The organism is Rubritalea squalenifaciens DSM 18772 (genome assembly GCF_900141815.1).
In the GTDB taxonomy this organism is placed as follows: Bacteria; Verrucomicrobiota; Verrucomicrobiia; order Verrucomicrobiales; family Akkermansiaceae; genus Rubritalea; species Rubritalea squalenifaciens.
Genome location: NZ_FQYR01000004.1, coordinates 69,003 through 94,788, shown reverse-complemented (window position 1 = coordinate 94,788; position 25,786 = coordinate 69,003). Strand labels below are relative to the sequence as shown.

At 53.2% G+C, this 25,786-nt stretch carries 24 protein-coding genes; 8 read left to right on the top strand and 16 right to left on the bottom strand.

Going from position 1 to position 25,786, the window contains the following annotated elements:
- The first annotated feature begins 158 nt into the window (after positions 1-158).
- Positions 159-1,556: a sulfatase gene (locus tag BUB27_RS10630; RefSeq protein WP_143183828.1), complete on the top strand. Its 1,398-nt coding sequence runs from the start codon at positions 159-161 to the stop codon at positions 1,554-1,556.
- An 86-nt stretch (positions 1,557-1,642) separates the two neighbouring features.
- Here BUB27_RS10630 and BUB27_RS10625 read toward each other — a convergent pair whose 3' ends face one another.
- From BUB27_RS10625 to BUB27_RS10595, 7 genes are all read right to left on the bottom strand, one after another.
- Complete coding sequence (locus BUB27_RS10625) at positions 1,643-2,524, bottom strand: DUF6268 family outer membrane beta-barrel protein (RefSeq protein WP_143183827.1); 882 nt, start codon at positions 2,522-2,524, stop codon at positions 1,643-1,645.
- 183 nt (positions 2,525-2,707) lie between these two features.
- Positions 2,708-3,421, bottom strand: a complete 714-nt coding sequence (locus BUB27_RS10620; RefSeq protein ID WP_143183826.1) for a PEP-CTERM sorting domain-containing protein — start codon at positions 3,419-3,421, stop codon at positions 2,708-2,710.
- 539 nt (positions 3,422-3,960) lie between these two features.
- The gene (locus tag BUB27_RS10615; RefSeq protein WP_143183825.1) at positions 3,961-4,899 is read right to left on the bottom strand and encodes a DUF6268 family outer membrane beta-barrel protein; all 939 of its coding nucleotides are present in this window, start codon (positions 4,897-4,899) and stop codon (positions 3,961-3,963) included.
- 115 nt (positions 4,900-5,014) lie between these two features.
- Positions 5,015-6,196 carry an AraC family transcriptional regulator gene (locus tag BUB27_RS10610; RefSeq protein ID WP_159434912.1) on the bottom strand — a complete coding sequence of 394 codons (1,182 nt, stop codon included), beginning with the start codon at positions 6,194-6,196 and terminating at the stop codon, positions 5,015-5,017.
- A 104-nt stretch (positions 6,197-6,300) separates the two neighbouring features.
- Complete coding sequence (locus BUB27_RS10605) at positions 6,301-8,577, bottom strand: LamG-like jellyroll fold domain-containing protein (protein ID WP_143183823.1); 2,277 nt, start codon at positions 8,575-8,577, stop codon at positions 6,301-6,303.
- A gap of 178 nt (positions 8,578-8,755) precedes the next feature.
- Positions 8,756-10,330 (bottom strand): aldehyde dehydrogenase (NADP(+)), encoded by a 1,575-nt coding sequence (locus BUB27_RS10600; protein WP_143183822.1) that lies wholly within the window; start codon positions 10,328-10,330, stop codon positions 8,756-8,758.
- 42 nt (positions 10,331-10,372) lie between these two features.
- Complete coding sequence (locus tag BUB27_RS10595; RefSeq protein ID WP_143183821.1) at positions 10,373-11,344, bottom strand: proline racemase family protein; 972 nt, start codon at positions 11,342-11,344, stop codon at positions 10,373-10,375.
- A gap of 72 nt (positions 11,345-11,416) precedes the next feature.
- Between BUB27_RS10595 and BUB27_RS10590 the strand changes: the two genes are divergently transcribed.
- Positions 11,417-12,145, top strand: a complete 729-nt coding sequence (locus BUB27_RS10590; protein WP_143183820.1) for an AraC family transcriptional regulator — start codon at positions 11,417-11,419, stop codon at positions 12,143-12,145.
- 7 nt (positions 12,146-12,152) lie between these two features.
- Here BUB27_RS10590 and BUB27_RS10585 read toward each other — a convergent pair whose 3' ends face one another.
- The gene (locus tag BUB27_RS10585; protein WP_143183819.1) at positions 12,153-13,238 is read right to left on the bottom strand and encodes a GntR family transcriptional regulator; all 1,086 of its coding nucleotides are present in this window, start codon (positions 13,236-13,238) and stop codon (positions 12,153-12,155) included.
- 177 nt (positions 13,239-13,415) lie between these two features.
- On the opposite strand from BUB27_RS10585, the gene BUB27_RS10580 reads away from it, so the two are divergent.
- Entirely contained in the window at positions 13,416-14,036 is a 621-nt protein-coding gene (locus BUB27_RS10580) for a PEP-CTERM sorting domain-containing protein (protein WP_143183818.1), read from the top strand.
- 89 nt (positions 14,037-14,125) lie between these two features.
- Here BUB27_RS10580 and BUB27_RS10575 read toward each other — a convergent pair whose 3' ends face one another.
- The 4 genes from BUB27_RS10575 to BUB27_RS10560 all read right to left on the bottom strand — a co-directional run bounded on the left by BUB27_RS10575 (position 14,126) and on the right by BUB27_RS10560 (position 16,214).
- Positions 14,126-14,692 (bottom strand): nucleoside deaminase, encoded by a 567-nt coding sequence (locus tag BUB27_RS10575; RefSeq protein WP_200797113.1) that lies wholly within the window; start codon positions 14,690-14,692, stop codon positions 14,126-14,128.
- A 20-nt stretch (positions 14,693-14,712) separates the two neighbouring features.
- Positions 14,713-15,201 (bottom strand): hypothetical protein, encoded by a 489-nt coding sequence (locus tag BUB27_RS10570; RefSeq protein ID WP_143183817.1) that lies wholly within the window; start codon positions 15,199-15,201, stop codon positions 14,713-14,715.
- A gap of 108 nt (positions 15,202-15,309) precedes the next feature.
- The gene (locus BUB27_RS10565) at positions 15,310-15,672 is read right to left on the bottom strand and encodes a hypothetical protein (protein WP_143183816.1); all 363 of its coding nucleotides are present in this window, start codon (positions 15,670-15,672) and stop codon (positions 15,310-15,312) included.
- A gap of 362 nt (positions 15,673-16,034) precedes the next feature.
- Complete coding sequence (locus BUB27_RS10560; RefSeq protein WP_143183815.1) at positions 16,035-16,214, bottom strand: hypothetical protein; 180 nt, start codon at positions 16,212-16,214, stop codon at positions 16,035-16,037.
- Positions 16,215-16,608: 394 nt separating this feature from the next.
- On the opposite strand from BUB27_RS10560, the gene BUB27_RS10555 reads away from it, so the two are divergent.
- A complete protein-coding gene (locus tag BUB27_RS10555; protein WP_143183814.1) occupies positions 16,609-17,550 on the top strand; it encodes a dihydrodipicolinate synthase family protein in 942 nt (313 codons plus the stop codon).
- A gap of 280 nt (positions 17,551-17,830) precedes the next feature.
- Here BUB27_RS10555 and BUB27_RS10550 read toward each other — a convergent pair whose 3' ends face one another.
- A complete protein-coding gene (locus BUB27_RS10550) occupies positions 17,831-18,163 on the bottom strand; it encodes a DUF5615 family PIN-like protein (RefSeq protein ID WP_143183813.1) in 333 nt (110 codons plus the stop codon).
- A 2-nt stretch (positions 18,164-18,165) separates the two neighbouring features.
- Positions 18,166-18,384, bottom strand: a complete 219-nt coding sequence (locus BUB27_RS10545; protein ID WP_143183812.1) for a DUF433 domain-containing protein — start codon at positions 18,382-18,384, stop codon at positions 18,166-18,168.
- A gap of 166 nt (positions 18,385-18,550) precedes the next feature.
- On the opposite strand from BUB27_RS10545, the gene tgt reads away from it, so the two are divergent.
- The 4 genes from tgt to BUB27_RS10525 all read left to right on the top strand — a co-directional run bounded on the left by tgt (position 18,551) and on the right by BUB27_RS10525 (position 22,255).
- Positions 18,551-19,726, top strand: a complete 1,176-nt coding sequence (gene tgt / locus BUB27_RS10540) for a tRNA guanosine(34) transglycosylase Tgt (RefSeq protein WP_143183811.1) — start codon at positions 18,551-18,553, stop codon at positions 19,724-19,726.
- Positions 19,727-19,729: 3 nt separating this feature from the next.
- The gene (yajC, locus tag BUB27_RS10535; protein WP_143183810.1) at positions 19,730-20,059 is read left to right on the top strand and encodes a preprotein translocase subunit YajC; all 330 of its coding nucleotides are present in this window, start codon (positions 19,730-19,732) and stop codon (positions 20,057-20,059) included.
- Positions 20,060-20,208: 149 nt separating this feature from the next.
- The gene (lpxB, locus tag BUB27_RS10530) at positions 20,209-21,339 is read left to right on the top strand and encodes a lipid-A-disaccharide synthase (RefSeq protein WP_143183809.1); all 1,131 of its coding nucleotides are present in this window, start codon (positions 20,209-20,211) and stop codon (positions 21,337-21,339) included.
- Positions 21,332-22,255 (top strand): hypothetical protein, encoded by a 924-nt coding sequence (locus BUB27_RS10525; RefSeq protein ID WP_143183808.1) that lies wholly within the window; start codon positions 21,332-21,334, stop codon positions 22,253-22,255. The genes lpxB and BUB27_RS10525 overlap by 8 nt, the downstream gene beginning before the upstream one ends.
- A gap of 5 nt (positions 22,256-22,260) precedes the next feature.
- Here BUB27_RS10525 and BUB27_RS10520 read toward each other — a convergent pair whose 3' ends face one another.
- On the bottom strand, positions 22,261-23,625 hold the full coding sequence (locus tag BUB27_RS10520) for a sulfatase (protein WP_143183807.1): 1,365 nt from the start codon (positions 23,623-23,625) through the stop codon (positions 22,261-22,263).
- A 119-nt stretch (positions 23,626-23,744) separates the two neighbouring features.
- A complete protein-coding gene (locus tag BUB27_RS10515; RefSeq protein ID WP_143183806.1) occupies positions 23,745-25,778 on the bottom strand; it encodes a tetratricopeptide repeat protein in 2,034 nt (677 codons plus the stop codon).
- Between the last annotated feature and the right edge of the window lie 8 nt (positions 25,779-25,786).

The window sequence follows — 25,786 nt, the reverse complement described above, 5'->3', positions numbered from 1 at the left end:
CCGCAAGCGCGGTGATTATCTGCCAGTAAAACCTCACTAGCCATCTATCTCCAACTGTGCCCAATAAGAACACAGCGAGAGATTAGTTTGCATTTGTTTGCTAATATATCCCTGATAAAAGCGATCTATTAGCACGTACACCTGAGTACTCCGTGATCATGAAATTAATTAGTACCTTACTCACCGCCCTCCTGACCTGCTCCACCTTTGCCGCAGAGAAGCCTAATATCGTCCTCTTCTTCATCGACGATCTCGGCTGGGCTGACATCGGCGCCAATGGCTCCAAGTTCTACGAGACTCCCAACATCGACAAGCTCGCCAAGGAGGGGGTAAACTTCACCAACGGCTACTCCGCCCACCCGGTATGCTCCCCCACCCGTGCCGCCCTGATGTCAGGCAAGGCACCTCAACGCGTCGGCATCACCCAATGGATTCCTCAACCTTCAGACATTCACCTCCCGCTCAAGGAGGTCACCATGGCCGAGGCACTCAAGGAAGGCGGCTACACCACTGGCTACATCGGTAAATGGCACCTGGGGGAAAAAGAAAACCAGCTCCCGGATCACCAGGGTTTTGACTGGATGCGCTGCGTCAACCGCGCTGGCCAGCCAGCCTCTTACTTCTTTCCATACAACAACAAGAGAAATGGAGCCTTCTGGGATGTGCCGGACCTTGAAGACGGCAAGAAAGGAGACTACCTCACAGACGCCCTCACCAATCACGCTCTTGGGTTCATCTCTGAAAACAAAGGCAAGGAGAAGCCCTTCTTCCTGACTTTCGCACACTATGCTGTCCATACCCCACTGCAAGCCCCCAAGGATCTCGTGGACAAGTATAAGGCCAAGTCCAAAGATGTCTATGGCAAGACCAAGACTCCTTTTACGGAAGACCGCTACGGCACCTGGTCACGCGGCAGACAGGACAACGCTGCTTATGCTGGCATGATGGAAAGTCTTGACGAAAATGTGGGACGTGTCGTGGAACTCCTGGAGAAAGAGAAGCTACTGGAGAACACTCTCATCATCTTCACTTCAGACAACGGTGGCCACTGCCATCTCCGTGGCAAGCATGGCGCCACATCCAACCTTCCACTGCGCTCCGGCAAGGGTTGGAACTACGAGGGCGGCATCCGTGTACCGACTATCTTCTACTGGAAAGGCAAGCTCCAAGCCCATGTCGTGGACACGCCCGCCATCACCATGGACATCTACCCGACTTTGCTGGATATCGCCGGATTGGAACTCAAGCCCGAGCAACACCTCGACGGTCAGTCCCTGCTTAGCGTTCTGGAAGGCAAAGAACCAAGCGCACCCCTGCAAGACCGCTTCATCGGATGGAGCTACCCGCACAATCATGGATCCGGCCACAAGCCTTCCAATGCCATCCGCAAGGGCAAGTGGAAGCTCATTCGCTTCGATGCAGGAGAGAAATACGAACTCTATGATCTCAGTGATGACCTTGGAGAGCACCAGAACCTCGCCAAGGAGAAACCTGAAGTCGTCGCAGAACTCGATCAGCTCCTCACCAAATGGCTCAAGGAGACCAATAAGAAGTAACGATCGAGCCTGAATCCTTTTGAAACATGAAGCCCCCTGTCGCTTAGTAGTGACAGGGGGCTTCTCTGTTATGGCAATGGAAATTCTTAGAACCGGTATCTCATCCCCAGCTTCGCGAAGAAGCCAGTTTCCGCATCATCATCAAAAACTTCATGCTCATCATTATCTAGCAGCTCCACGGCATTCAGCATGGTAGCACCAGTCTCCATCACAAGCCAGAGATCCTCCTTCATCTGATAGTCCACCCGGACTCCTGTTCTCATGGAATTTACCTCGAAGGATTCGGATCCCGTATCCCCCTCAATATTCCAACTCCGGCTGTGCGCCGAGGCAAACAAACCCAGTCTCCAATCCTCTTGAGGCCGATAGCTCACATCAATCCTGGGCCCCAGCAAAGTGACATCCATTTTCTCAGTCGGTTGCCAGCTTACCCCGAAAGCAGGGAGAAGCAGTTCATCATTCAAATTATCTGTATAATACAAACCAAAGAGCCACTTCAGATTGGGCCGCTGACGGTAAAACGAACCAACAAAGGCAGTCATCCGAAAATCATCATTGGTCACTGATTCGAAGTCACTCGCCAGCGATGGACTCAAGCGGATCACAGGAGACCACTTTGACCCATTCACCTTGTGCCAGATGAAATTCAGGTCTAGCCCCGTGCGATAAAGATCCTGATCTTCTAGCAAAGGCTGATCCATCACATCAAAGTTGATGTACTCGAAAAAGGCATCCACACCCCAAGAAAACCGCTCTCCCCCACCTCCTGCCACAGGAGTCTGGAGTCGTGCTGCATGCATCTGGTAGCTCCCACTCTCATCATCAAAATCCACCTCCGAAAAATAGTCATAGTAGAAACTCAACATCCTCGGGCCGTCCTTAGATACGATAGGCTTCATGGCGTCAGCCTCCGGACTAGGGATCTCCATGAGTTCACCTGCCTGAATCGCTGCTAGAGGGAGAGCCATTATAGAAACTGCTAGAAAGCTCTTTGTGAGGAAATGAAAACACATAGGGCATACTATGTCCTCATTTCTCCAGAATGCAAATCAGGAAGTTAGACGACTCAGCCACCAAACTACGGCACAAAAAACCTCCGAGTGGAAAACCACCCGGAGGGAACACTGGTAACACAATGTACACAAAAAATGTTAGCGTCGACGGCGAAGCACGAAAGCGAAAGCACCCAGGCCGACCAGCGCCGTTGAGGTCGGCTCAGGAATAGCCGTCTGACCAAAGCTCAGGTTATCGATAGCAATATCCACGCGACTCCCAGTGTCTGAGCTATCATCATTCAAGCGGACTAGATCCAAGCGATACTCCTCACCCAGTGCTCCAGTGTAATCAATCGTTACAGAGGGAGCATTCTCCTGAGGCTGACTGGTGTCCGTCGTCCACTCGGCTGTCGTGGTCGTAAATACAGTATTATTGTCAAAGGTTCTTACCAGATCTACACGGTACTGATAAGTATCGTTGTTCGTGTCTCCGACAAAATCGAAACCGTTGAGCACCACACCAAACCCGGCTTCCGGAGTAAAGGTGATAGAAAAGATACTATTCGTGGATGAACCGTCCATCTGGAGCGCTCCCCCAGCGGCATAGTCCGATCCTCCCCAGCCATGAAATTGCCAGGAGTTCGCATTGGTGCCTCCGCTGGCATCCCAGGTCAAACCAATATTGGGAGTACCTCCGTCTGTTACTTCAAAGCGCCCAGGATCAGATGCCGATACATTATCTCCGAAGGTATCTGGGATATTTGTATTCGTTCCGCTCCCCGCGTTTCCAAGGATGATCGTAGTCGCCATCAAATTTCCGGTGGAAACCAACCCGAGGATTGCGGCGGCATATAGTGTGTGTGTTTTCATGAATGTGTATCTTAGAGTTCTTCAATGCGCCATAAGCTTTCCGACAGGAATTGCACCTGCCAGAAACACTCAATGATCAGTGATCATCCAATCATCATCACCACTTGCCGCCTAGTGGCGAGCCATGGCAAAACATCCAGTCCACTATCAATTTAGAACCCACGACCAGCCCCGCACCGGGAGCATCCCAAGAACGATGGGTTTCGCATCGCTCCCCTAGATAACACTACGGCGCCACTGTTGAAGTAGCGGTCAATACTTCCGCGTAGTTGAAATTCAGGCCGTAAGCCATACTCTTGACTGACTAAGAACGAGACTAGGCTCTTCTGAGCTAGATCACCCCATGCTCTTGCTTAGGAAACCTCACCCCCCAAGAAAAACACCTCTGGGAAGCCATTTCACAAAATTGTCGCAGATGCACTCCACTCAGGACAAACACCTTACCTCGGTACTTATTACTCAGGATGAACCAAAGCAAAGAATCTAGCAGCCAATGTAACAGGCTCGCCAGACAGAGCCCCTGAACCCATTGCACCCCACTAGAAACGATATCGCAAACCCACGGAAGCAAAGACTCCCGCATCCGCATCTTCGCTGAAGAGTTCCCTATCATGACGGTCATAGACATCGACACTATTATTAATGGTCATCCCGGCCTCACCGATGATCCAGCAGTCTTCCACCACTTGGTAATCCAGCCTAACTCCCACGATGTAGGCACTGACCTGAAATGAATTATCTCCTTCAGTATTCCAATTACGACTACGAGCCGCAAAAAAGGCCCCTATTTTCCAGTCGTCATTGGGTAGATAGCTAAAATCGATCCTCGGCCCGAGAGCCGTAATGTCATAGCAGTCGGCAGGCTGCCAACTGAACCCCACTACCGGCAACATAAAGAAGCTGTTCCACTTATCACTGTAGTAGTTGTTCGTGTAAAAGATCCCAAACAACCACTTCAGGTTAGATCTCTGCTGATAGAATGCTCCCGCTGTGGCAGTCATCCTGAAGTCATCCGTGGACACACTCTCAAAGTCACTCGATAGCGACGGAGACAGCCTGAGCACTGGCGACCACTTTGAGCCCTTCACATTCAGCCAGATAAAATTCAAATCCATCCCTATCCGATAAAGGTCCAAATCTTCCAATGCGGGCTGATCCTTCACATTAAAGTCAGTGTACTCCAGGAATACATCTACTCCCCATCCAAACCCATCATCATACGCTCCCGCTATGGGGGACTGGAGCCGGAAAGCATTCAAATTATAAGATCCCGACTCATCCTCAAAATCCATCTCTCCTACATAGTCGTAGTAGAAGCTAGCCATTTCAGGGCCATCCACAGCCAACAAAGGTATGGAGGCATCAGGCTCAGCATTCACCTCATTCGTCACTTCTGTTAGCTCGCCAGCATGTACCACAGCACAGGCCGAACTAACTGATATGGCAAAGACAAACTTCTCAAGCAATTTAGAACACATACTTCACCATAAGATGATTACATCACTGACTGCAATCAAATACTCAGGGCATAAGCTCATCCAGCCCCCCGTAAATGACTCTGAACACACTTTAAATGTTTTCCCCTGACCAGAGCTAGCACCCCTCGCGATAGGCACTTGGAGTCAACCCGGCATGCCGCTTGAAGAAACGATCAAACTCCTCCGGAGACTTGAACCCAAGACTGTAGGCCACCGTCTTGATCGGTGCATGGTTGGCTCGAAGCACTCGACAGGACTCTTCGAAGCGAGAACGGTCAATAAACTGCTTCGGTGAACAATGCAGCACAGCCTGGAAGCGTTTCAACAAAGTCGTCGCAGACACATTTAGTTCATGGCAGACATCTTTCACTGATGCCGGCCTTTCCGGATCAGCCAGCCTGATGAAATGGCACGCCCTGGCGACCAGCTCGTCCGAGGTATGGATGACTCGAGTCGAGTCACGCTTAATCACATCGTGAACAGGGACATTGACTACCTCCTCGTTCATACGCCCAGCCTCCATTCGCTGGTGCAGAACACGCGCAGCATGCCAGCCTATCTCCTTGGCGGGAATAGCGACACTACTCATCGCTGGCATCGTAATCCAGCTTAGCACAGGATCATTGCCAACCCCCAGAACTGTGAGTTCATTAGGTACTTGGATCCCTAGCTCCAGCGCCATCTTGATCAACCCAGCCGCGGCAATATCATCCCGGGCAAGCAAGGCTGTGGGCCTCGCAAGCTGCTGGAGTTGCTGCCTCATCTCTTCACGAATGATCGACCATTTCCTATCTGCCGGGTAGACGGAAGCAATACATTCAAGCACCTGCACATCACGGTGGTATTTCTTGGCTACCTCCATGAAACCTTTCAAACGCTCATGGCAATACGCCCGCTCCGGATCAATCCAGCACGCAAGATTGGGAGCACCAGTGGAGATCAGATGCTCTGCGGCCAACCTGCCTATCTGCACGTTATCAGCATGCACCTTTGACACCCAGGGGTGCTCAGAGACTCGGCTGGTCGATACCACCGGACAATTCTTCGCCTTCAGGACCTCAATCTCCTCATCCGTATAGCGGAAAAAGATCGCCCCATCCCCATGCCAGGAATCGTCTAGCAAGTGCGGCATCAGCTCGCCATCGGAATCCACCTCGGTCTGGATCTGCCAACGCAAGTTATTCTCGGTAACGTAGGAGGCTATCCCTTGGTACATCTCCCGCCCATAGCCCAGCCAACTGGGAATGCGGACGGCGATTGTCAGGAATTGAGTGTCTGTAGGCTTAGTTTCAGTCATGAGCAGAGAAGTGGACAACATGTGTTTTATGCCATCCACCTAGCCTCAACCATACTACACTATTAGCCAAAAAGAAAGTTAACTAGCATAATCCGCTCACCAGATTACTTATCTACCTTCAACTGATAAAAGTAAGAGTCTTCTGAAGAAGGCGTGAGCAACTTCGCGCTGGCCTTGTGCCAACCGGGCTGAAGGTATCTCGGGCCACCATGTGGGTGAATGACTGAAGCTCCAGACTGCCAGCCACCAAGTGACGCCGATGCCTCCAATTGATAAGCTATGCCAGATACCTGGTAATCCACTCCGATTATGCCAGTGCCGCCACTTCTCTGTGGCCAACTCACGATCCATTCACCATCAACCTGCTCCAGTTGTAACACTGTGGCCGCATCCACAACCAGTGGATTGCGCCCCAATGCAAACTCTAGCGCATTATTCATTCCATCGAGATCTGGATCCGCATCATTTCCGCTGACCTGAGGATCCACGAGTTGAGCCTCGCTGAACTGATCTTCTTGCCAGACAAAGTATTCGCTGCGGCCAGCCACTTCCGCTTTCACATCGATTTCACTGAGAGCACGCCTCCAGATCTTCACCTCATCAATGTAGAGCTCCTGATTAAAGCCATAGTCCAGCTCACCATCTCTACCGATAACCAGTGGAAATCCAGTATCTACGCTGCCATCATTGGCGATATTGACCGAGCCGATCAATTCACCATCCTGATAGAAGGACGCGCTTCCATCCCGATCATGGCTGACAAGGATGTGGTGCCACTTGCCGTCCTGTACCAGCCCACCATTGTCAAAATCCCTTCGTGATGCAGCGTCTCCTTTTAAATTCCACTGCCAGGCCGGGCCATTAGCCTGACCAGCCACTATCCAGCCTTGGTTGGCACCAGAATCCCAATCCTTGTTCGAGACAAACGAAGGATCTCCAGACCACTGGCCGCTGCTCTTCATCCAGAAGGAAACCGTAAAATCCATAGTCGACCCAAAGAGCAAACCTCCCGTCTGAGGAACTGTAAAATACCGACCACTATCTAACACAGCCGCTTTACCACTCACACCATCCACATAGGAGGGTGCACCCACTGCTGTAGCGTGATGCCCCTTGCCTGATGCATCCTCAGTCACCTCGTCAAAGGTCAGGTACATCTCAAGATCAGATACATTATCCCCCGTTCCCAATGTAAGCTGTTCGCTCTGATCAGGCTCACTGCTCCCTGAGAAACGAAGGCTATAAGAGTACTGCACACCTCCACTCGCTGGCACAACTGGACTATCCGTGTAACTCCTCACCTCAAGCCCCAAAGTCGCGATACTCACACCATCCCTAAGCAGCTCAAAGCCGGTTAGACCACTCAATCCTCCTTCTGGGAGATCCCAATGAAGCAACGCATAGTCTCCAGCTACCTCCGCATCAAAACGCGGAGCGGGCAAACCAAACGCATCCTCTTCCCATCCCCAAGATGGATCAAGAGTGATACCAAGATGCTTCATTGCCGTAGCTGGAGCCGCTGGCTGCCCTGGCGACTCTGTCGAAACCACGCCATTCTCCGTAGCCCCACCACTCACCAGCATAAAGATCGTACGCTCACCACTCGTCTGCCCTCCGTGCCCCGTGCCTGTACCACCATGATCAGTACTGACAATCACCAGCCAGTCCTCCTGCGCATACTGAGGTCTGTTTTGCAGTGCCGTCAGCACCGTACCGATATAACCATCCACACCTTCAATGGCAGAGAGATACTCTGGCACGCTCGTGCTGTAGCCGTAGCCATGGCCCGCGTAGTCCACTTCATCAAAATGCAAGAACATCACATCAGGATCACTCGAGCCTAACTGAGCCGCCGCCACATTGGCGACCCCGGTATCGGTCGACTGATTACTACGAAAATCCGCAAACTCTACTCCACCATCCTTCGAACCTTCCACGATGACCGTATCGATCGGGCTCCAGTGAATGATGCTGCTCACATGAGCCGTAGGCACCTTCTCCTTGATCCTTCTAAAGAAGTGCGGATAGTTCTGGAAATCATGCCCTGTGAACGAGTTGTTCGTCACCTTATGCTTGTCCGTCCAGACACCTGTTAGCAAACTCGACCACCCGGGACCACTGTAAGTCGACTGTTGACTGGATGTCCCGAGAACTCCCCCCGAAAAGGCATTGTAGGTAATCACCCCCTCCGCTGCTAAGGCATCCATATTTGGCGTATTCGCCGCCTGCAAAGCATCTGGCCTGACTCCATCGATACCAATGTACAATACCCGCCGACCACCGAAGTCATTGGTCGTACCTGGGCCGGATGCCATCAAAGCCGCGGGAAGCGCGAGTGATGCCGTCAAAGTGAGAGAGTGAAGAGCTAGAGTGAGTTTCATAATGTTGCCATGTCTGGTTCGTCACTTATACCCACACAAGTCATTGACACCATGGATAGCTGCTGGCGATATCGCATGCTTGCTGGCATTTTTACGTCACCAAGTTCCACTCTCTTAAAGAAAAAAGGGCCCCCGAAGGGACCCTTTTGCCAGTTAGTTTTAGTGAGTGAAACTTGAATTAGTGCTTACCCTGCACACCATCCACCATACGGAAGATATCGAGGGTGTTGTCATCACGCAGCTCAGCAGGAAGTGCCGCCTGCGGGAAGCTCTGGTAGGAAACAGCACGGGCAAAACGGAAGATCGCCATGGAACCTACGGATGTAGAGCGGCCATCGGACGTCGATGGGAATGGACCACCATGCACCATGGAGTGGCATACTTCTACGCCAGTCGGGAATCCATTGAAGATGAGACGACCAGCTTTCTGCTCAAGAATCTGGATCATTTCACCAGCACCTTCGAAGTCTTCTGCTGATCCGTGCACGGAAGCAGTCAACTGACCTTCGATCGATCTGCAAAGCTCAAGCAGCTCAGCCTCACTATGGTAAGTAACAAGCAAGGTAGCAGGACCGAAGACCTCATTGGTGAGCGCCTCGTTCTTGAGGAACTCAGCCGCAGTGGTACGGAATACTGCAGGACCGCCCTGGCCTGTAGCTTCGCTTGGAACCAGTGCCAGCTGGTCAACTGCAGATTGCCCCTGCAATGCAGCAATGCCGTCGCGGTATGCCTGGCAGATACCCTCGTTGAGCATGGTGCCAGTAGCGCCCGCTGCTGTAAGTTCGGCAAGCTTGTGAGCAAAGGCATCGGACTCAACCGCTGGAATGAAGAACAAACCTGGGTTGGTACAGAACTGACCAACACCCATGGTCAGTGAACCGTAAGCAGCCTCAGCCAGAGCTTCGCTGGATTCCCCAAGCGCGCTGTTGAGAACGACAACCGGATTGATCGCGCTCATTTCAGCATACACTGGGATTGGCTCTTCACGCTGCGCAGCGATATCCATCAGCGCGCGCCCACCAGCCAGAGAACCAGTGAAGCCAACCGCCTTGATCTGTGGCGCCTTTACCAGAGCCTGACCCACGGTACGGCCACCGCCGAAGACCATGGAGAACACCCCCTCAGGCATGCCTGTCTCCTGAGCCGCCTTGACGACAGCTTCAGCCACGATCTCAGAGAGTCCCGGATGAGAAGAGTGAGCCTTTACCACCACCGGGCAACCTGCAGCCAGCGCTGAAGCGGTGTCACCACCTGCCACAGAGAATGCCAATGGGAAGTTAGAAGCTGCGAAAACAGCGACTGGTCCGAGCGGGCGAAGCATCGAGCGAAGGTCTACCTTAGGAAGCGGCTGACGGTCTGGCTGTGCGTTTTCGATACGGGCATCAACCCAGGAACCTTCTTCCACGAGGGCAGCAAACATTCTCAGCTGCCCCATGGTACGGCCACTTTCACCACGCATACGTGCTTCAGGAAGGCCTGTCTCCTGTGGACCACGCTCCGCGATGGTATCGACTACAGCCTCGATATTGTCTGCGATGGCGCGCAGGAATGCCGCTTTCTCAGCACCGCTCTTTTCGCGGTAAACTTGGAATGCACTCGCTGCTAGCTCAAGCGCCTGCTGCACTTCAGCATCTGTCGCCCCGATGGTGTTAGGTGTCAGCGCCTCGCCTGTTGCAGGGTTGATGGCGGAACCGCAAGTCTCGCTACCTGCACCTCTTGAAAATCCGATGAATGATTGACCAGTTAATGACATGTCTCTTTTTGTTAGTTTCTAGGTTCTAGAAGTGAATGGTTACTATTGAATACTATCGTTAAAAATTCCGTGTGCAAAAGGATCTTCTGGATCCAGGATGACCGTGCACTCGCCATTGATCCAGGCACGTCCGGTGACGGTTGGTATCACAGCATTCCCTTCACCGGTCGCTTTGACCTTGCCGGTGAATACCGTGTTCAGCACGCTTGCCTGTCTCCAGGTCTCGCCTTCCTTGAGCTTGCCCTTGCCGTAAAGCGTCGCCAGTTTGGCAGAAGTTCCCGTACCACAGGGTGAGCGGTCATACTCGCCTCCCGGGCACATCACGAAGTTGCGGCTATCAGCCTCATCATTGACCGGCGGGCCGAAAACCTCCACGTGGTCGATCTCCATACCATTCTCGCCTGTGATTCCCTGCAGAGCCAGTGTTTCCCCCACACGCAACGTAAAATCGGTCAACTGGTCGATATTCTCGTACTTAACCTCAGGCCCCTGACCATCAATCAGGAAGAACCAATTGCCACCCCAGGCGATGTCGCCAGTCACCGTACCGTAGACAGGAACCTCGATCTCCACGTTCTCCTGCATCAGATAGCTGGGCACATTGTCCACAGACACACTGCCGTCCTCATTCAGATGGATCGTCACTACCCCCACCACCGTGTCAATACGGTGAGAGCCAGACTCAATTACACCGAGATGCTTGAGCGTCTTGGCCAGACCGATCGTGCCGTGAATGCACATGTTCAGGTAGCCGGCATTGTTGAAGAAAATCACTCCAGCCACACAATCCTCAGCATGAGGTTCCACAAGAACCGCACCCACCATCGCCTCGAAGCCCCTTGGCTCCAGCAATACGGATGTCCTCACCCAGTCATGCTCATTGCGCATCACATCACGACGAGCCGCCAGATCCCCTTTCCCGAGATCTGGACACCCCTCAACAACGACGCGAGTCGGTTCACCACCGGTGTGGGAATCAACGATTTTGAGCGTCTGGTATCCTGTTTTATTCATGCCCTATAAAGATAGCAGAACGATTCTTGTAGAAATACTCAGGGAATCCCGTAAAATCCGCATAGCTTCGCTATGACTCCGAGAGAATTCTTTGCCCAACTCGACCACCCTCTGACAGGGGTGACTCTGTTCGACCACGTACCGGACATCGTCTACTTCATCAAAGACACAGAAGGCCGCTACATCGCAGTGAACAAGACACTTCTTAAGCGTCTCGGACTCGAGAACAAAGAAGACATCATCGGCAAGAAAGCGGTCGATGTCTTCCCGGATCCGCTCGGTGAAGGCTTCTCCACACAGGACCAAAATATCATCCACACGGGTGCCGGCATCCATGGCCGGCTGGAACTCCACCTCTACCCGAATGGCAAGCACGGCTGGTGCCTCACCTACAAGGAACCGATTTTTAACTCGGATCGCAAAATCATTGGAGTATCAGGTATTTCCCGGGACATCCACTCCCCCTCAGAGCAGCGTGATGACCTCGCCACCCTGCAGAAAGTCATCGTCTACATCCGTAACAACGTGGACCAACCACTACGCCTGCCGGAGCTCGCTGAAATGGTGGACCTCTCCGTATACCAGCTCGACCAGCGCATCCGCAATCTCTACCAGATATCCGCTGGTCAGTTCATCACCCAGACCCGGATTGAAAAGGCCTGCAACCTCTTGCGCTGCACCGGTAAATCCATCGCAGACATCGCACTCGACTGCGGCTACTCGGACCAGTCCGCCTTCTCCCGCCAGTTCAAGCAAACCACCTCCATGACCCCCAAAGCCTTCCGCAACGAAGTGGGCTAGGCTGCCCTTAAATCTCCACCTTAGCGATCGACTGGCCCGGTATCATTTCTAAATCAAAGAAGCGCGAACCTATTGGGGATAGCCCCTTATCTATCCACCTCTCAAAATGCCTGACTGCCTTATTGTTAGGGTAGCGGAACATTACTGGCTGAGGGCGCAGCCACTCCATATGCTCATCGTAGCTAAAAAGCACTACTGAGAGCTGCCTTGGAATAGCTATTTGGTATTGAAAGCAGTAGCTATAGAGAGAGAGTAAATGCCTTGTCGACCACAACACTACGGATGTGGCTTGTGTACGATTAAGTTCCCTCTTCCAATACTCGAACCAAGACCCCGAATCCATCACCAGACATGCTGGACACAGATCCTCGTAAGTACCCTGCACAGGTGGGCCAGGCAGCTCTTCCTTCAAAGCCTGTACTGCCACTTTTGCAAAGTCCCCTTTAATATCTAGTGTCGGCACCAATATCCTTCTGTGCCCCAAACCTACCAACCGACGTAGTACCAACTTCAACTGCTCGTGCGCATGATACGCAGAAAGTGATATGGACTTCTCATCCGGTGAACTTCCTCCACAGCAGTACGTCGGTAACAATTCGGCTGCAGCACGACTCCAGGTGACCGGTGGAACATGAAGTAGTATAGCATTAACCGAATGCTTTTTTACCAAGGCTGCCAATCGCTTCTCCGGAGTCTGGCCAGCTAGATAGTCCACCTGCTCCCAAACCACTTCACCATAGCGGGATCTCCACAGCCCATCCATCCGTTGTAAAATGAGTAGATCCTCGCGATCAGCAACAAATAGCCCTCTATGTATCAATAGCAGACGCTTTTTACCTTCCTTCTTTTCTCTCTCCCCTGATCCAGCACCCCATAGAATCCTTCTTGCCCGACGAGGCTCAGCCGCCTCCACCACACCACTCGCCTCCAATATCGCAATAGCAGCATCCACCGTATCCCGGTGCACATGGTAATGACCAGCCAGCACACGTGTGCCAGGTAATCTACCAATCCACATCCTATCCTTAATCGACTTTTCAAGCTGATCTGCCAACTGACGCGCCAAGGTAATCCGTTGAAGAGGGGTATCCACACCACCAGACTAAGATCTTATTTTAAGTAGGTCGAGAGAAATCTGGAACGGTAGACATACCAGAAAAAAGTGATGTCAGAAATTTGAAAACCATACTCCTGAAGCGATACGACTTGTTGAAGCGTGCCACCCATTATTTGCACGCCATAAACACAACCACCTGCAAGGAATAAAAACATGAAATTCGTACTTACTCTCACAGCTCTTGCTGCGAGCACGCTCGCCAGCCAAGCTGCAGTGCTACTCGAATACAACCCGACCAACACGAGCACTTGGGACACCCCAGTGGTGGATGCGGTCATTGTCAGCCACTCCATTGATCCGGACGGCGGTTTCGCTGACGGCGGCAACAACAACACTTGGACTTGGGGCTTCAGCGGTCTCAATCCTGCTACTAACACCTACCAGCCACAGATCGATTTCGCCTCCGACGGCACCTCAACATTCGACATCACCACCATCACTCTTGGGTCCTACCAATTCGCCAACGGCGCTGCGGGCAATGGCTTCCTGGAGATCGAACTTTTTGTGGACGGCGTCAGCCAAGGCACCCAATCCAGCACCCCGGGTAGCGGAAACAACACCTACACTTGGAACAGCATCACAGACCTGACATCCAGCTCCAAGTCCATCCAGTTTGCCTACACCGAAGGTAACGCTGAAATGCAGTGGTTGCTCGTATCCGAGGGCAATGGAGGCATCGTCATCGAAGGTGATGTAATAGCCGTACCAGAGCCCAGCTCCACAGCCCTTATCGGCCTGGCAGGACTCGGCCTACTCATGCGTCGCCGTCGCTAAACTCCGATACAGCGTTTATACAGGAAATACACCTCAACAAAGTCCGTGCTCTATTCTGGGCATGGGCTTTTTTCTTTCTCCATACCCTCTCAATAAATCTCCCCACCGCGCTCGCGGTAGTCCCAAAGCACCTCAGTCGCCTCCTCGCGCAGTACATCCCGGATCACCTCGATCCCGCGTTCCGCAAAATCTTCCACCCACTCCAACGGCTTCGCTCCTTCATCAAAGCCGACTGAGCGCACATCCTCATCTCGGGCACCGCAGATCACTTGCTTCACCCCGGACCACGGGATCGCTCCCATGCACATCGCACAGGGTTCAGCACTGCTGACCAGCACCATTCTGGGCAAACCTGCTGCCCCCAAATCATGGGAATCTACTGCCTTCTGGGCCAGCGAGAGAGCCACCACCTCCGCATGTGCTGAGGAGCACCTGCTCTCCACCACCACATTCACCCCAGCTGAAACCAGCTCGCCGGATTCCAGCGAGAACACCGCAGCCGCAAAGGGACCGCCGGTCTCCTGCGCCACATTCTTGCGTGCCAACTCGAGCACAAAGCGCATCTTCTCCTTCTGAGTCAGGAACACAGTCGACCCAGATTGGACTTGCTCCACCAGCCACTCTGGCAAGGTTACCGTGAAATTAATTTCAGCCACCGGACCTTTCCCTTCTATTTTTAGTAAAATGTTTTGCTGAGAAGCCTCCACTCACTTTGAACCGGATCATCATGATTACGGTAAAGACCCAGCTTACCCTTCGCAAGCACCCCATCTTCTCCCTCAATCAATGAACCCATCAAATGATAGGTCTCCACTCCCTCATCTGACTCAGTCGTGTAATAGATGATCAACTTCTCTCCCACCAAACGCCCTTTGAAACTCATCCCCTTGATGCCCCCTTGCCCGGTCTGGAAGCGAATCTCTCCTTTTTCTATACTCAAGCGACCAGGCACAATGAATATCTCAGTCGGCTCAACCCCTGGAACAGTCATCTCCAACATATACTCACCAGGCTTCAGCTCAGCGCCAAACAGGCCTGACAAACTCACAAAGAAAAACAACAGCACATATCTCATACGCTGAGAATGCGTACTCCTCTCCAACAGGTCAAGAAGACTAGCGTGTACCTTCTCCTCACACTGCACACTGAAAACTTCCCACTTCATACTCCCCGGTATCCTGTGGATGACGGGGCTAAAACTTCAAGGGGAGACCCGCTCTCGCGAATCTCCCCCCATAATCGAACAAACAACATTGTAAATAGCTATGGCCTCTTAGGCGGCCTGACCTTCTGGAGCGGTCAGATGCGGAAAGCCTGCCTTCTTGGCACCTTCCTCGATGGCTGATGCCAGAACGCTCGCTCCGCGGAGCCCTTCGGCGTTCAATACTGCCTTGTAAGCTTCCTTGTACTCTTCGATGGCGACCTCACCGCGCTTGTTGCGCTTGGTGTCGGTCAACAAGAGTACGACATCTACCAGCAGTTCTGGATCGTCGCTGACGATCTCTACGAGATTGCGAAGTAGCATGCGGGTGCCGATTTTCTCGGCGCGTGTCAGATGAACGAGGAGGCTCAGTTCATCTCCTGCACTGGCTCTCATGCGCTGTGTCAGGCGCTCGTTTCTGTATGTCTTTTTCATAATTAAAGTGGGATTGGAAAAGTTTTCTTGTTTGGTGTTGATGGGGATTCGCTAACGCGAGTTCATTTGAACATTTTAGCATGTCTTATACATATATTCCTATAACTATAGAGATATAACTACACGCACACCCCTGCTAGCATCTAGTCGATGCCTCGATGGTTTGTTTTTGTCATATACTCGAATCGAGGGATCCGCTCAATCGAGGTGGCTGAGTTCTGGCAAGATGCCTGGCTAGGATGGTCTAAATATTCGTTCTATTCTGAATACGTTTCCGTTGAGTCGACCTTATCAAAACTAAAAAAGCTCGCTTCCGTTTTCGGAATGCGAGCTGCGATAAGTTTCATATGGTCTTTATTTACTTACGTATGCAGCTCGCGGCTTCCTTTCTGTTTGGAGTTGAAACCATGGCCCATCCAAAAATACTTGGAATAGGAGCGCTTGGAAATAATGGAGGAACCACCAAACATCATAGCGCCGAAGGACTCAACGGAGGAGCCTTTGGAGCGTTTGATAATCATATTTGGTGTGAATGCTTTCATTGCTGAATTTCTATCCTGATCAACGAATACGCCGATTGTCTACCGATAGCAAGCACAAAGTTATCATTTCTAGTGTCAGATATGACACAAGCCGGAGAGGCCGTGGAAAAACCCAGTTATTATAAACTCTCCACTCCCGCCACCTCCCTATAAATACAGCCATTTCCCCCTCTCGTCAGCATCCTGAAGCTAGCGATTATTCCGATTCCCCAATCCCTCTAAGGTCCTGAGAATCCACGCCCTTTCCCATAAACGCCAGCATTATCAGTCAAGAAACGCACCACGTTCTATACCGATCCATTACTGGGCTTGTGCATGAAACCCACCCTCCTTGCCAAAAAAACCAGCTCCCGCCTCCGAATCCGTCAAGACCCGCTTTGCTATGATGCTTGGCATGAGTAACATTTTCTCAGGAACTATTCCCGCACTGATGACCCCTTGCGACGCCGAGGGCAATCCCGACTTCGACGCACTGGTAAACACCGCCAAGAGCCTTATCGACGCAGGCATGGACTCCGTAGTTTACTGCGGCTCCATGGGCGACTGGCCACTCCTTACTGAAGAACAGCGCATGACTGGTGTGAAGGCACTCGTCGATGCTGGTATCAAGGTAATCGTAGGTACAGGTGCCCAAAACACCCGCTACGCCGCAGCCCACGCAGCTCACGCCCGTGAAGTCGGCGCACACGGTCTCATGGTCATTCCTCGCGTACTTTCTCGCGGTGCCACACCGATTGCCCAGTACAACCACTTCGTAGCCATCCTGGAGGCAGGCGGACCGGATCTTCCAGCCGTCATCTACAACAGCCCTTACTACGGTTTCGAAACCAAGGCTGACCTCTTCTTCAAACTCAACGAGAAGTACCCACAACTTATCGGCTTCAAGGAATTCGGTGGCGCAGCCCCAATGAGCTACGCTGCTGAGAACATCACCACAGGCCGCGACGACCTCACCCTCATGGTGGGTGTCGATACCGGCGCTTACCACGGCTTCGTCAACTGCGGCGCCGGTGGCGCCATCACCGGTGTCGGCTGTGCCCTTCCTAAGGAAGTTCTTAAAATGGTCGAGCTCTGCAAGCGCGCCGCTGCTGGCGATGCTACCGCACGCCGCTACGCTCTCGAGCTCAGCGAAGCCATGAACGTTCTCTCCACCTTCGATGAGAAGCCAGACCTCGTGCTCTACTACAAGCACCTCATGGTTCTCGAAGGTCACGAAGAGTACAAATACCACATCAACCCGACTGATAAACTCAGCCCGGCCCAGGAAGCCTACCTCAACCAGCAGCACGCTCTCTTCCGCAACTGGTGGAGCTCCTGGGAAGGCAAAGACGCTTAACCTCCCCCCTCTCCGCTAACAGCTGTACACTCACACTCTACAAGCTGGATCAGCCTCCGTCTCACACGGGGGCTGATTTTTTTACACGGATAGCCTAGGTCACTCAACCCTACGCCTTATTGCATCGGCAACGAATGGATCTATCAGAGATTCAAGCTCAATTCCTGAGATAAGCTCTCTACTTTCAGTAAATAGATAGCACTGACAAACTCTCCCAATTCAAAGCCCGCTCGCCACTGACCCGCACCATCAATTTAATACTACTCACGCAACAGCCCACCTAACGCACCTCAATGAGCTTCTCGCCATTTTCAATTAGCAACACAATGTTTGGCAACAGCGGCCCGAACCACTCTAACAAAGCCCTTCGACTTGCATTACCCACTCTGAGCCAGACAACAACTGGAGCTTTGAGAGGCGCTTGACTGAGGCGATGCGGGAAATCCTCATCTTTGGTCAAGACAATAGCTCCGCATGCCACCGCGTAATCCCAGATGGGCGAATCGTCCGCATCCAGCATACCAACATCCGAGACGTGCTCGGCCTGATGTCCAAGACTTGCCAAATATCGCGCCAAGGCAGAAGGCAGCTGGGCATCGACAAGGAAGCGCATACCTATTGAGCAAGAAGAACAGGGTGATCAGCTTCGGCGGCAGCATAAACCAAGCAAGCATCGATATCCTCACTCTCAAGATACGGGTAATCTTCGAGTATTTCGGACCGCGATACATTAGCTGCCAGCAAGTCCAGGACATCCTTGACCCGGATCCTCATCCCCCGGATGCATGGCCTGCCACCGCACTGCTTCGGGTTAAAGGTAATTCTCTCGTTCATGCATAAAGCCTAATACAATCCAATGTCCCGGTAAAGCTACTTTCTTCCCAAGCAAACCAGCTTATCCTTCTTTCCCAATCGCCCATGACACCCTGATTTTGCTATCAATATCGGGTAAAACTTGCATCTCCCCCCCACCTGCCCCACAAGTCCTGCAAGCAAAGCCATGTTCGAACTCATCCAGACAGACAAGGAAACCAAGGCGCGCCGCGGCAGGCTCACGACTGCGCACGGTGTGATTGAGACGCCTATCTTCATGCCCGTCGGCACCCAGGGCACCGTCAAGACCCTGCATCCGGATGACTTGCTCGACCTCGGCTCCCAGATTATCCTGGGCAATACCTACCACCTGAACCTTCGCCCGGGACTCGATGTCATCCGCGCGGCCAAGGGTCTGCACCAGTTCTCCACCTGGGACAAACCGATCCTGACGGACTCCGGCGGCTTCCAGGTTTGGTCGCTGGCCAAGCTCAGAAAGATTTCCGAGGAAGGCGTGCAGTTCGCCAACCACCTCGACGGCTCCAAGATGATGCTCTCCCCGGAGACCAGCATGGAGATCCAGGCCACTCTAGGCTCAGACATCGCCATGCTCTTCGACGAGTGCCCACCTTATCCATGCGAGGAAAAATACGCCGCAGACTCGCTGGCTCTCACCACACGCTGGGCCAAGCGCTGCAAGGAATGGCACGAGGAAAATGCTTCCAAGATCGTCCCCTGGATGACCGAGCCTTCCCTTTTGGGCGAGAGCCCCATGCCACAGCCTCGCCAGCTCGCCTTCGGCATCGTCCAGGGCTCCAGCTACGCTGAACTACGTGAACAATCCGCCAAGGAACTCATCGAGATCGGATTCGACGGCTATGCGGTCGGCGGCATCTCCGTCGGTGAGCCGGAGCACGAGATGATCCGCGCGATCGACAACGCTGTACCGCACCTCCCGGCAGACAAGCCCCGTTACGCCATGGGCCTCGGCACCCCGCCGCAGATGCTGGAAATGATTGCCCGCGGCGTCGACATGTTCGACTGCGTGATGCCGACTCGCGTGGCCCGCCACGGTCTCGCCTTCACGGAGGACGGCCCAATCCACATCAAGAACAAGGAGTTCGAGTTCGACCAGCGTCCCCTTACCGAGTACACCCACCCCAGCGTGGCCCGCTTCTCACGCAGCTACATCCGCCACCTCTGGCGTGCCAAGGAAATGCTGGCTTTAAGATTGCTTTCTTTCCACAATCTGCATTTCTACCTCAGGCTCATGCAGCAAAGCCGGGAGGCGATCGAGGCCGGCACCTTCGCCGAATTCAAGGATGCATTCATCACCCGCTACAATTCTCACAAAGAACAATAAACTATGATCAACACATTCAACATTCTCGCTCAAGGCGACGGCAACCCATACGGTAGCCTCATCATGATGGCCCTTCTCTTCGTGGTCATGTGGGTCGTCCTCATCCGTCCACAGCAGAAGCGCCAGAAAGAGCTCCGCGCCAAGCAGGACTCCCTCAAGAAAGGTGACGACGTCATCACCATCGGCGGCCTCCACGGCACCGTCAATGCAGTCAGCGAGAAGACAGTCTCCATCCGCGTAGCAGACAACCAGTTCCTCAAGTTCGACAAGTCCGCCATCGCTACCATCCTCGGTAAAGACTCCGGCAAGGTGCTCAAAGAGGAGAAGAAGTAATCCCTTCTTCAGACACGTATTTCACAGGCCGCCTAACACTGGGTGGCCTTTTTTCTATCCCTGCCCCATCGCCCCTCGCCCCAAAAATCACCTCCCATGGCATTTAGATCTTAGCTTTTTCTTATTTTCATTTATACAAGCGAAGTCCGATGGCGAAAACTATCTATCTACTCTCTGGCGAAGTAAGCGGCGACACTCATGGCGCCGAGCTCATTCACGCCCTCGTCGAGAAGCTTCCCGAGCTCCAGTGCCTCGGATACGGCGGCCCGCAGATGCGCGAGGCCAGCGGAGGAAAAATCCAGGACTGGGTGGAGGACGCCGCCGTCATGGGCATCTGGGAGGTGCTCAAGCGCTACGGCTGGTTTAAGAAGAAATTCCAGATCATCCTGGCAGACATCATCGCCAGCAAGCCGGACGCCCTCATCCTGATCGACTACCCGGGTTTCAATCTGCGCATGGCCAAGGCTGTGCACGAGGCCCTGCCATCCACCAAGATCATTTATTACATCTCTCCGCAGGTCTGGGCCTGGAACAAAGGCCGCATTCCCAAGATGGCTCACATTCTCGATCAGATGCTCTGCATCTTCCCCTTCGAGAAAGAGATTTTTGAGCCCGCCGGTCTCCCCACCGAATTCGTCGGACACCCGATCGTCGACGAGCTGGAGGAAAAGAAAATCGAGACCGAGCGCGACCCGGAACTCATCGGCCTCTTCCCCGGCAGCCGCGAGCGCGAAGTCGCCCGCCTTTTCCCCGTCATGGTGGAAGCCGCCCGCCGCATGCACACGGAGCACCCCGAGTGGCGCTTCCAGGCCCCGGCAGCCTCTCCCAAGCTGGCACATCAGATGCAGGAGATCCTGGAGAAGGCCAAGCTGAAGGAAGACTACATTACTATCTCCACTGGTGACAGCCATGCCCTCATGCAGCAGGCAGCCTGTGGCGTCATCGCCAGCGGCACCGCCACTCTCGAGGCCGCTTGGTTCGGCCTGCCCTACTGCCTGATCTACCGCATTGCCTGGCCCACCTACTTCATCGGCAAGATGCTGGTGAAGGTGGACTACATCGGCCTCGTGAATATCCTCGCGGGCAAGGGCGTGGTGGAAGAATTCATCCAGGGAGATGCAGATCCGTGTCATATCCAGCAAGCACTTGAAAAATTCATGACCGATGCCAAGTTCGCCGCCGAAATACAGGCAGAACTCGCAGCCACCGCCGCCAAGCTCGGCGAGCCTGGCTGCCACCAGCGCGCCGCGAACGCCATCGTCAAGACTATCAATGGATAACCACTCACCAGATCACACCGAGGAGCAAATCAACCAACGTAGTGCCCGCAAATACTGGTGGCTGCTCATGCTCCTCCCTATCGGGCTTGCCGTCGGCACCATCACCAGCCTTGTCCAGCACCTGCGCAAAGACCAGATCGAGCAGGAACAAGCTGCCTTCAAAGTCGCCGTAGAACTCAATGTGCAGGACATCGGCACTGCCATGGATGGCGCCCTCGTCATCGGCGAGCGCAACATGGAGAGTGAACTCGGCCGCAAGAATATCCGCTCCACACGCCGATTTATCGAAGGCGTCGTCAGCCCCGGCGGCACCGGCCTCCAGTTCCAGAAAGTCAAAAGCACGAACATCGACGAAAAGACCGTCTACCAGTCCTACGTCGACATCACCAAATACCAGAAGGACAAACTCGAAAACAAAGTCCTCCCCCTGAAGCAAGAGCGCCAGGTCATCGCTGTTCTCATCGAGCTGGAAGGCGAGAAAACGCGCGGCAATGCCGCTAAGCTCGCCATCATCCCCTCCGTCATCCGCTCCCTTGCCGAATTCAAACCGGAAACCACCCTCCGTTTCATCCTAGCCCCGGCTCGCAAGGATCTTTCAGGCCACCTCGCAGACACCAGACAGCAGCTGCTCGGTGAGAAAGAAACACTCCTCGCCCTGATCGTGCTCAAAGAAAAGCCAGACGCCACCGCCGCAGAGGCAAACGACTGGACCACCCTCTCCGGCGACCCTCAGCTGCTAGAAACTCTCAAAAGCAATACCCAGTTCACCCAATCTCCAGGGTCCCCGCTCAGCGCAGAACTCACCCACCCAGCCCTCCTCAATGAGAAGGCCCAGGAGATCACCGAGCCTCAGGTCAACGTCGCCCTCACAGCAGCCTCCCAGCTCCGGGACATGCTGATGAATGCCTCTAGGTAGCACTGCTATCGCTCAGGCTTGGCTTTGGGTTGAAGCATTTCCGCGGCAAGCCTCTTTTTAACCCCATCGAGTCTAGGGTCCGTCGCCAGATTGTTCCATTCATTCAGGTCTTTGCTATGATCGTAGAGTTCTTCCTCACCACTATCGTAGCGGATGTAACGGTACTGTTCGTCCTGCACAGCGATATTGTTGCCCTGCCAGCTGGTAAGCACGGGATGCTCCCATTTCAGATCGGGATCCTGGATCAAAGGCAGCAGACTGTTCCCCTCGTTCTTGGCATTGGCAGGTAGTCCGCAGAGATCTAGCAGAGTCGGGTAAAGGTCGATCAACCCCACTGGCGCCTTGCTACTTTGGCCGGGCTTTACTCCAGGACCAGCAATCACCATCGGCACATGAGAAGAACGCTCCCACAAGGAGTGCTTTTGAAAGGTATTCTTCTCCCCCATGTGGTAACCATGGTCTGAGATGAGCACGATGATCGTATTTTCCTTGTACGGACTGTCCTCCAGAGCTTTTAGCACCTCACCAATGTAGTGGTCCGTAAAGCTGGCACAGGCCAGATAGGACTGGAGTAGATCTCCCCACTGCCCCCTCAGCTTCAACTCCTCCGTGGTGGGCATACGGGGATCGATATTCAACTTTTTGGAAATCTCGGGCACGTCATTCAGGTCATCTTTCCTATAAGGAGGCTTTGTCAGCGTGTTCACATCCGGATAGAGGTCATACCACTTCTGCGGCACATACCAGGGCACGTGAGGACGCAAAAAACCGACCATCAGCATGAAGGGCTTCTCGTGCTTCTCCTGTAGGCGCTCGATAGCCCACTGGGCTGCTTCATAGTCAGGCATCTGCACGTCCTTCTCAGGTGCTGCAGCCCAGTCAGTTGAAGTCCCCTTCACGTTCCAATGCTTGCCCAGCCGTCCCAGTCCTGCCGAAAAATCACCCCTTCCGCCAGAGAGGTCGACACTCCCCTTGGGCACGTGCTTATGACAAATTTTACCCACAGCCATCGTCTTGTAGCCATGCTTGGAAAAATACGAATGCAGCAGGCTCGTGCCCATCTGCCCCGCCTTCTTCTGCAGCGCCTCATCTGTCATGTGGGTAGTGTAGCCCAATGTGAGCGGGTGCATTCCCGTCATGAAGCTGGCACGTGAAGGGCCACACAGAGGATACTGGCAGTGCGCATTCTGAAACGCCATCCCTCTGGCTGCGAGCGTATCAAGGTTCGGAGTCTTGGCATCCGGATAGCGCCCCATGTAGGTTGGAAAATCGTTCAAGTCATCCGCTATGATAAAGAGAACATTCGGCTTCTCCGCCGCCAAAAGATGAAGCGACAGAACCAAAGTCGTGATCAGAGTGAGAGCTTTCATAGATACTAATGCGTCATCTTTATATGGATCGAGAAGCCCTATAGATTACGCCAATACGCACTACATTTCCCCCATAAAAAATCTGAGTGAGGATTACGAACTCCTTGAGATCGACCCAACTACCACGCAGTCTTCCAGTCACCAGCCGGGAACCAACGTTTCTCGTCAGCAAGCTTGCCGAGCTCTGTTTTCCAAAATCGGCGCACCAAAGCCTGATAGTACTTATCAGCAGCCTCGGGATCTCCATCTTTGAGTAGACAACCAGCTTTCCACATGAGCACGGCGGCATTGTCATCATTCTTGGGCAAGAGCTTCGCGCCCTGATAGAGGTATTCCGCCGCATCGTATCTGGCCACATGATGGGGGCTGATGCGCCTGAAATGCTTTCTGAACCTGCTCTTTTCCTCAGGAGTCATCTTCAGCACCTCATGGTACATAGGCGCATCATCCTTATAGCGAGGATCTACCGGCAAACCTGCCGCGATCACCCTGGACTCCGGCCTGCAGCCGTTCTCCAGCCGGAATAGCCAGTAAGAGTAATCCAGGTGCAGAACCGCCAATTTCTCAAATTGCTGAGCTCTCTCCTCGCGGCTCTGAGTTTTATCATGAGCCTGTTGATACACCTTTGCGTAAATGTCCAAGCGCTGATGACTCGACTCGGGTAAATACTTTTTAGCCTCTTTAAAGCGGTACTCTCTCGCGAGGCGTCTCCCTAACAATCTACGCACCCAGCTGGTCTCCCTCCCCGCTTCTGGGTAATGCTGGCTCACCACGGACATCAGCTCATTCGCTGTGAGCAGAGACTCCGCCACATAAGCAGCATCGGCGGTATCTCCGCCCCGGTCGAAGTTAAGCAACGCCTCCTTGAATTGCTTACGGGCGAGAAGGATACAGGCATACTCAGAGTATGCGGCAAAAACTCTGGACCCCTCTTCGCTGATCCCCCTGTAGCTGGGAACATACCATCTCTCAGCACCGCCTTTTCCCTTGGGATCAACAAGCACTACCAGCTTCTGGTAAAACTTCTGAGCCTCAGCATAGTTACCCGCCCTAACAGCCAGCTTAGCCCTTACGAAGAGACTGTCATCCGTATCGGTCTTGACCAGCTTCAGCCAAGCCTTGGCCTGATCAAACCACATGTTCCGGTAGCAACAAGCGGCCATCACCGCGGCCTCAGCCGAGAAGTCCCCGCCTTCCTCTTTGAGAAGTTTTCCCCATTTCTCCATCGTCACCCGGGTCGCTTCATCCACCTTGGCCTCCCGCCCCTGATCGTTGTAATGGTAACGACCACAGTTAATCTCCAGATAGCGGCACAGGACCATGCGTAGCTCTGCGGATTCCAGCATCTCCTTGAGCACTTTTTCTTCATTATGGGCCAATCCTGCATCCAAAACTGTCCGCAGGCTATTTGCCGCCTCAAAGGAGGAAATTTTCTTCTCCTTACCTTGAGCGATATAATACTTCAGAGCAGGAACACACTCACCACTACGGTAACCAAAATAGATGCGCCAAGCCTCCCGGTCCTGGGTCACCCCGAGACTATCGGCGAAACCTGCATCCACTAGCTTCTCCACCTCATCATACCACTGAACCGAGTTCTCCTTGTCACAACGTGCTAACATCCATGCCGCCCAGACCGAACGGTATTTCCGCTTCTCCGCCGGCAGCTTCAGGAGTTCCTGCCATAGCTTGGTGGCTTTCTCTATATCCTTACGCCGATACGCAATCGCTCCCTCGACGTAGAGAGAAAACTCTTCAGGAATCGCCTTCAACACGGCTGGATCATCCCAACTACTCAACAACTCTTCTCTCTTCAGTCCATCCCAGAAAAACTGTCCTTGAGAAGCGATCATTGACTCCCGGATTTTTTTATAACGAAGAAGGAATTTAGGATCCAGGTCAGGAGCCGCCAGCTCGATCTCCTTGCAGTCGGCCTCAAGTGTCTTCTTCCTTCTCTCATCTAACAGAGACACCCTATCTGGAAATACATCTCCCCGATCGGGTTTCGGGAACATCCTATCCAAGCCAGAATCTGCGGGGGACAAGATTTCGTTTGAAGAAGAAATCGCCCTTCGAGTCCAATTCCCGCCGCAGGCCAGGATCACACTCAGGACACCAAGCCCGAACCACCAAATACCAAGACTACACTTCATAATTAGCG

Coding starts and splice junctions, on each gene's coding strand:
- BUB27_RS10630 (WP_143183828.1), top strand. CDS start 159: ATGAAATTAATTAGTACCTTACTCACCGCCCTCCTGACCTGCTCCACC.
- BUB27_RS10625 (WP_143183827.1), bottom strand. CDS start 2,524: ATGGCTCTCCCTCTAGCAGCGATTCAGGCAGGTGAACTCATGGAGATC.
- BUB27_RS10620 (WP_143183826.1), bottom strand. CDS start 3,421: ATGAAAACACACACACTATATGCCGCCGCAATCCTCGGGTTGGTTTCC.
- BUB27_RS10615 (WP_143183825.1), bottom strand. CDS start 4,899: ATGTGTTCTAAATTGCTTGAGAAGTTTGTCTTTGCCATATCAGTTAGT.
- BUB27_RS10610 (WP_159434912.1), bottom strand. CDS start 6,196: ATGACTGAAACTAAGCCTACAGACACTCAATTCCTGACAATCGCCGTC.
- BUB27_RS10605 (WP_143183823.1), bottom strand. CDS start 8,577: ATGAAACTCACTCTAGCTCTTCACTCTCTCACTTTGACGGCATCACTC.
- BUB27_RS10600 (WP_143183822.1), bottom strand. CDS start 10,330: ATGTCATTAACTGGTCAATCATTCATCGGATTTTCAAGAGGTGCAGGT.
- BUB27_RS10595 (WP_143183821.1), bottom strand. CDS start 11,344: ATGAATAAAACAGGATACCAGACGCTCAAAATCGTTGATTCCCACACC.
- BUB27_RS10590 (WP_143183820.1), top strand. CDS start 11,417: ATGACTCCGAGAGAATTCTTTGCCCAACTCGACCACCCTCTGACAGGG.
- BUB27_RS10580 (WP_143183818.1), top strand. CDS start 13,416: ATGAAATTCGTACTTACTCTCACAGCTCTTGCTGCGAGCACGCTCGCC.
- BUB27_RS10570 (WP_143183817.1), bottom strand. CDS start 15,201: ATGAAGTGGGAAGTTTTCAGTGTGCAGTGTGAGGAGAAGGTACACGCT.
- BUB27_RS10565 (WP_143183816.1), bottom strand. CDS start 15,672: ATGAAAAAGACATACAGAAACGAGCGCCTGACACAGCGCATGAGAGCC.
- BUB27_RS10560 (WP_143183815.1), bottom strand. CDS start 16,214: ATGAAAGCATTCACACCAAATATGATTATCAAACGCTCCAAAGGCTCC.
- BUB27_RS10555 (WP_143183814.1), top strand. CDS start 16,609: ATGAGTAACATTTTCTCAGGAACTATTCCCGCACTGATGACCCCTTGC.
- BUB27_RS10550 (WP_143183813.1), bottom strand. CDS start 18,163: ATGCGCTTCCTTGTCGATGCCCAGCTGCCTTCTGCCTTGGCGCGATAT.
- BUB27_RS10545 (WP_143183812.1), bottom strand. CDS start 18,384: ATGAACGAGAGAATTACCTTTAACCCGAAGCAGTGCGGTGGCAGGCCA.
- tgt (WP_143183811.1), top strand. CDS start 18,551: ATGTTCGAACTCATCCAGACAGACAAGGAAACCAAGGCGCGCCGCGGC.
- yajC (WP_143183810.1), top strand. CDS start 19,730: ATGATCAACACATTCAACATTCTCGCTCAAGGCGACGGCAACCCATAC.
- lpxB (WP_143183809.1), top strand. CDS start 20,209: ATGGCGAAAACTATCTATCTACTCTCTGGCGAAGTAAGCGGCGACACT.
- BUB27_RS10525 (WP_143183808.1), top strand. CDS start 21,332: ATGGATAACCACTCACCAGATCACACCGAGGAGCAAATCAACCAACGT.
- BUB27_RS10520 (WP_143183807.1), bottom strand. CDS start 23,625: ATGAAAGCTCTCACTCTGATCACGACTTTGGTTCTGTCGCTTCATCTT.
- BUB27_RS10515 (WP_143183806.1), bottom strand. CDS start 25,778: ATGAAGTGTAGTCTTGGTATTTGGTGGTTCGGGCTTGGTGTCCTGAGT.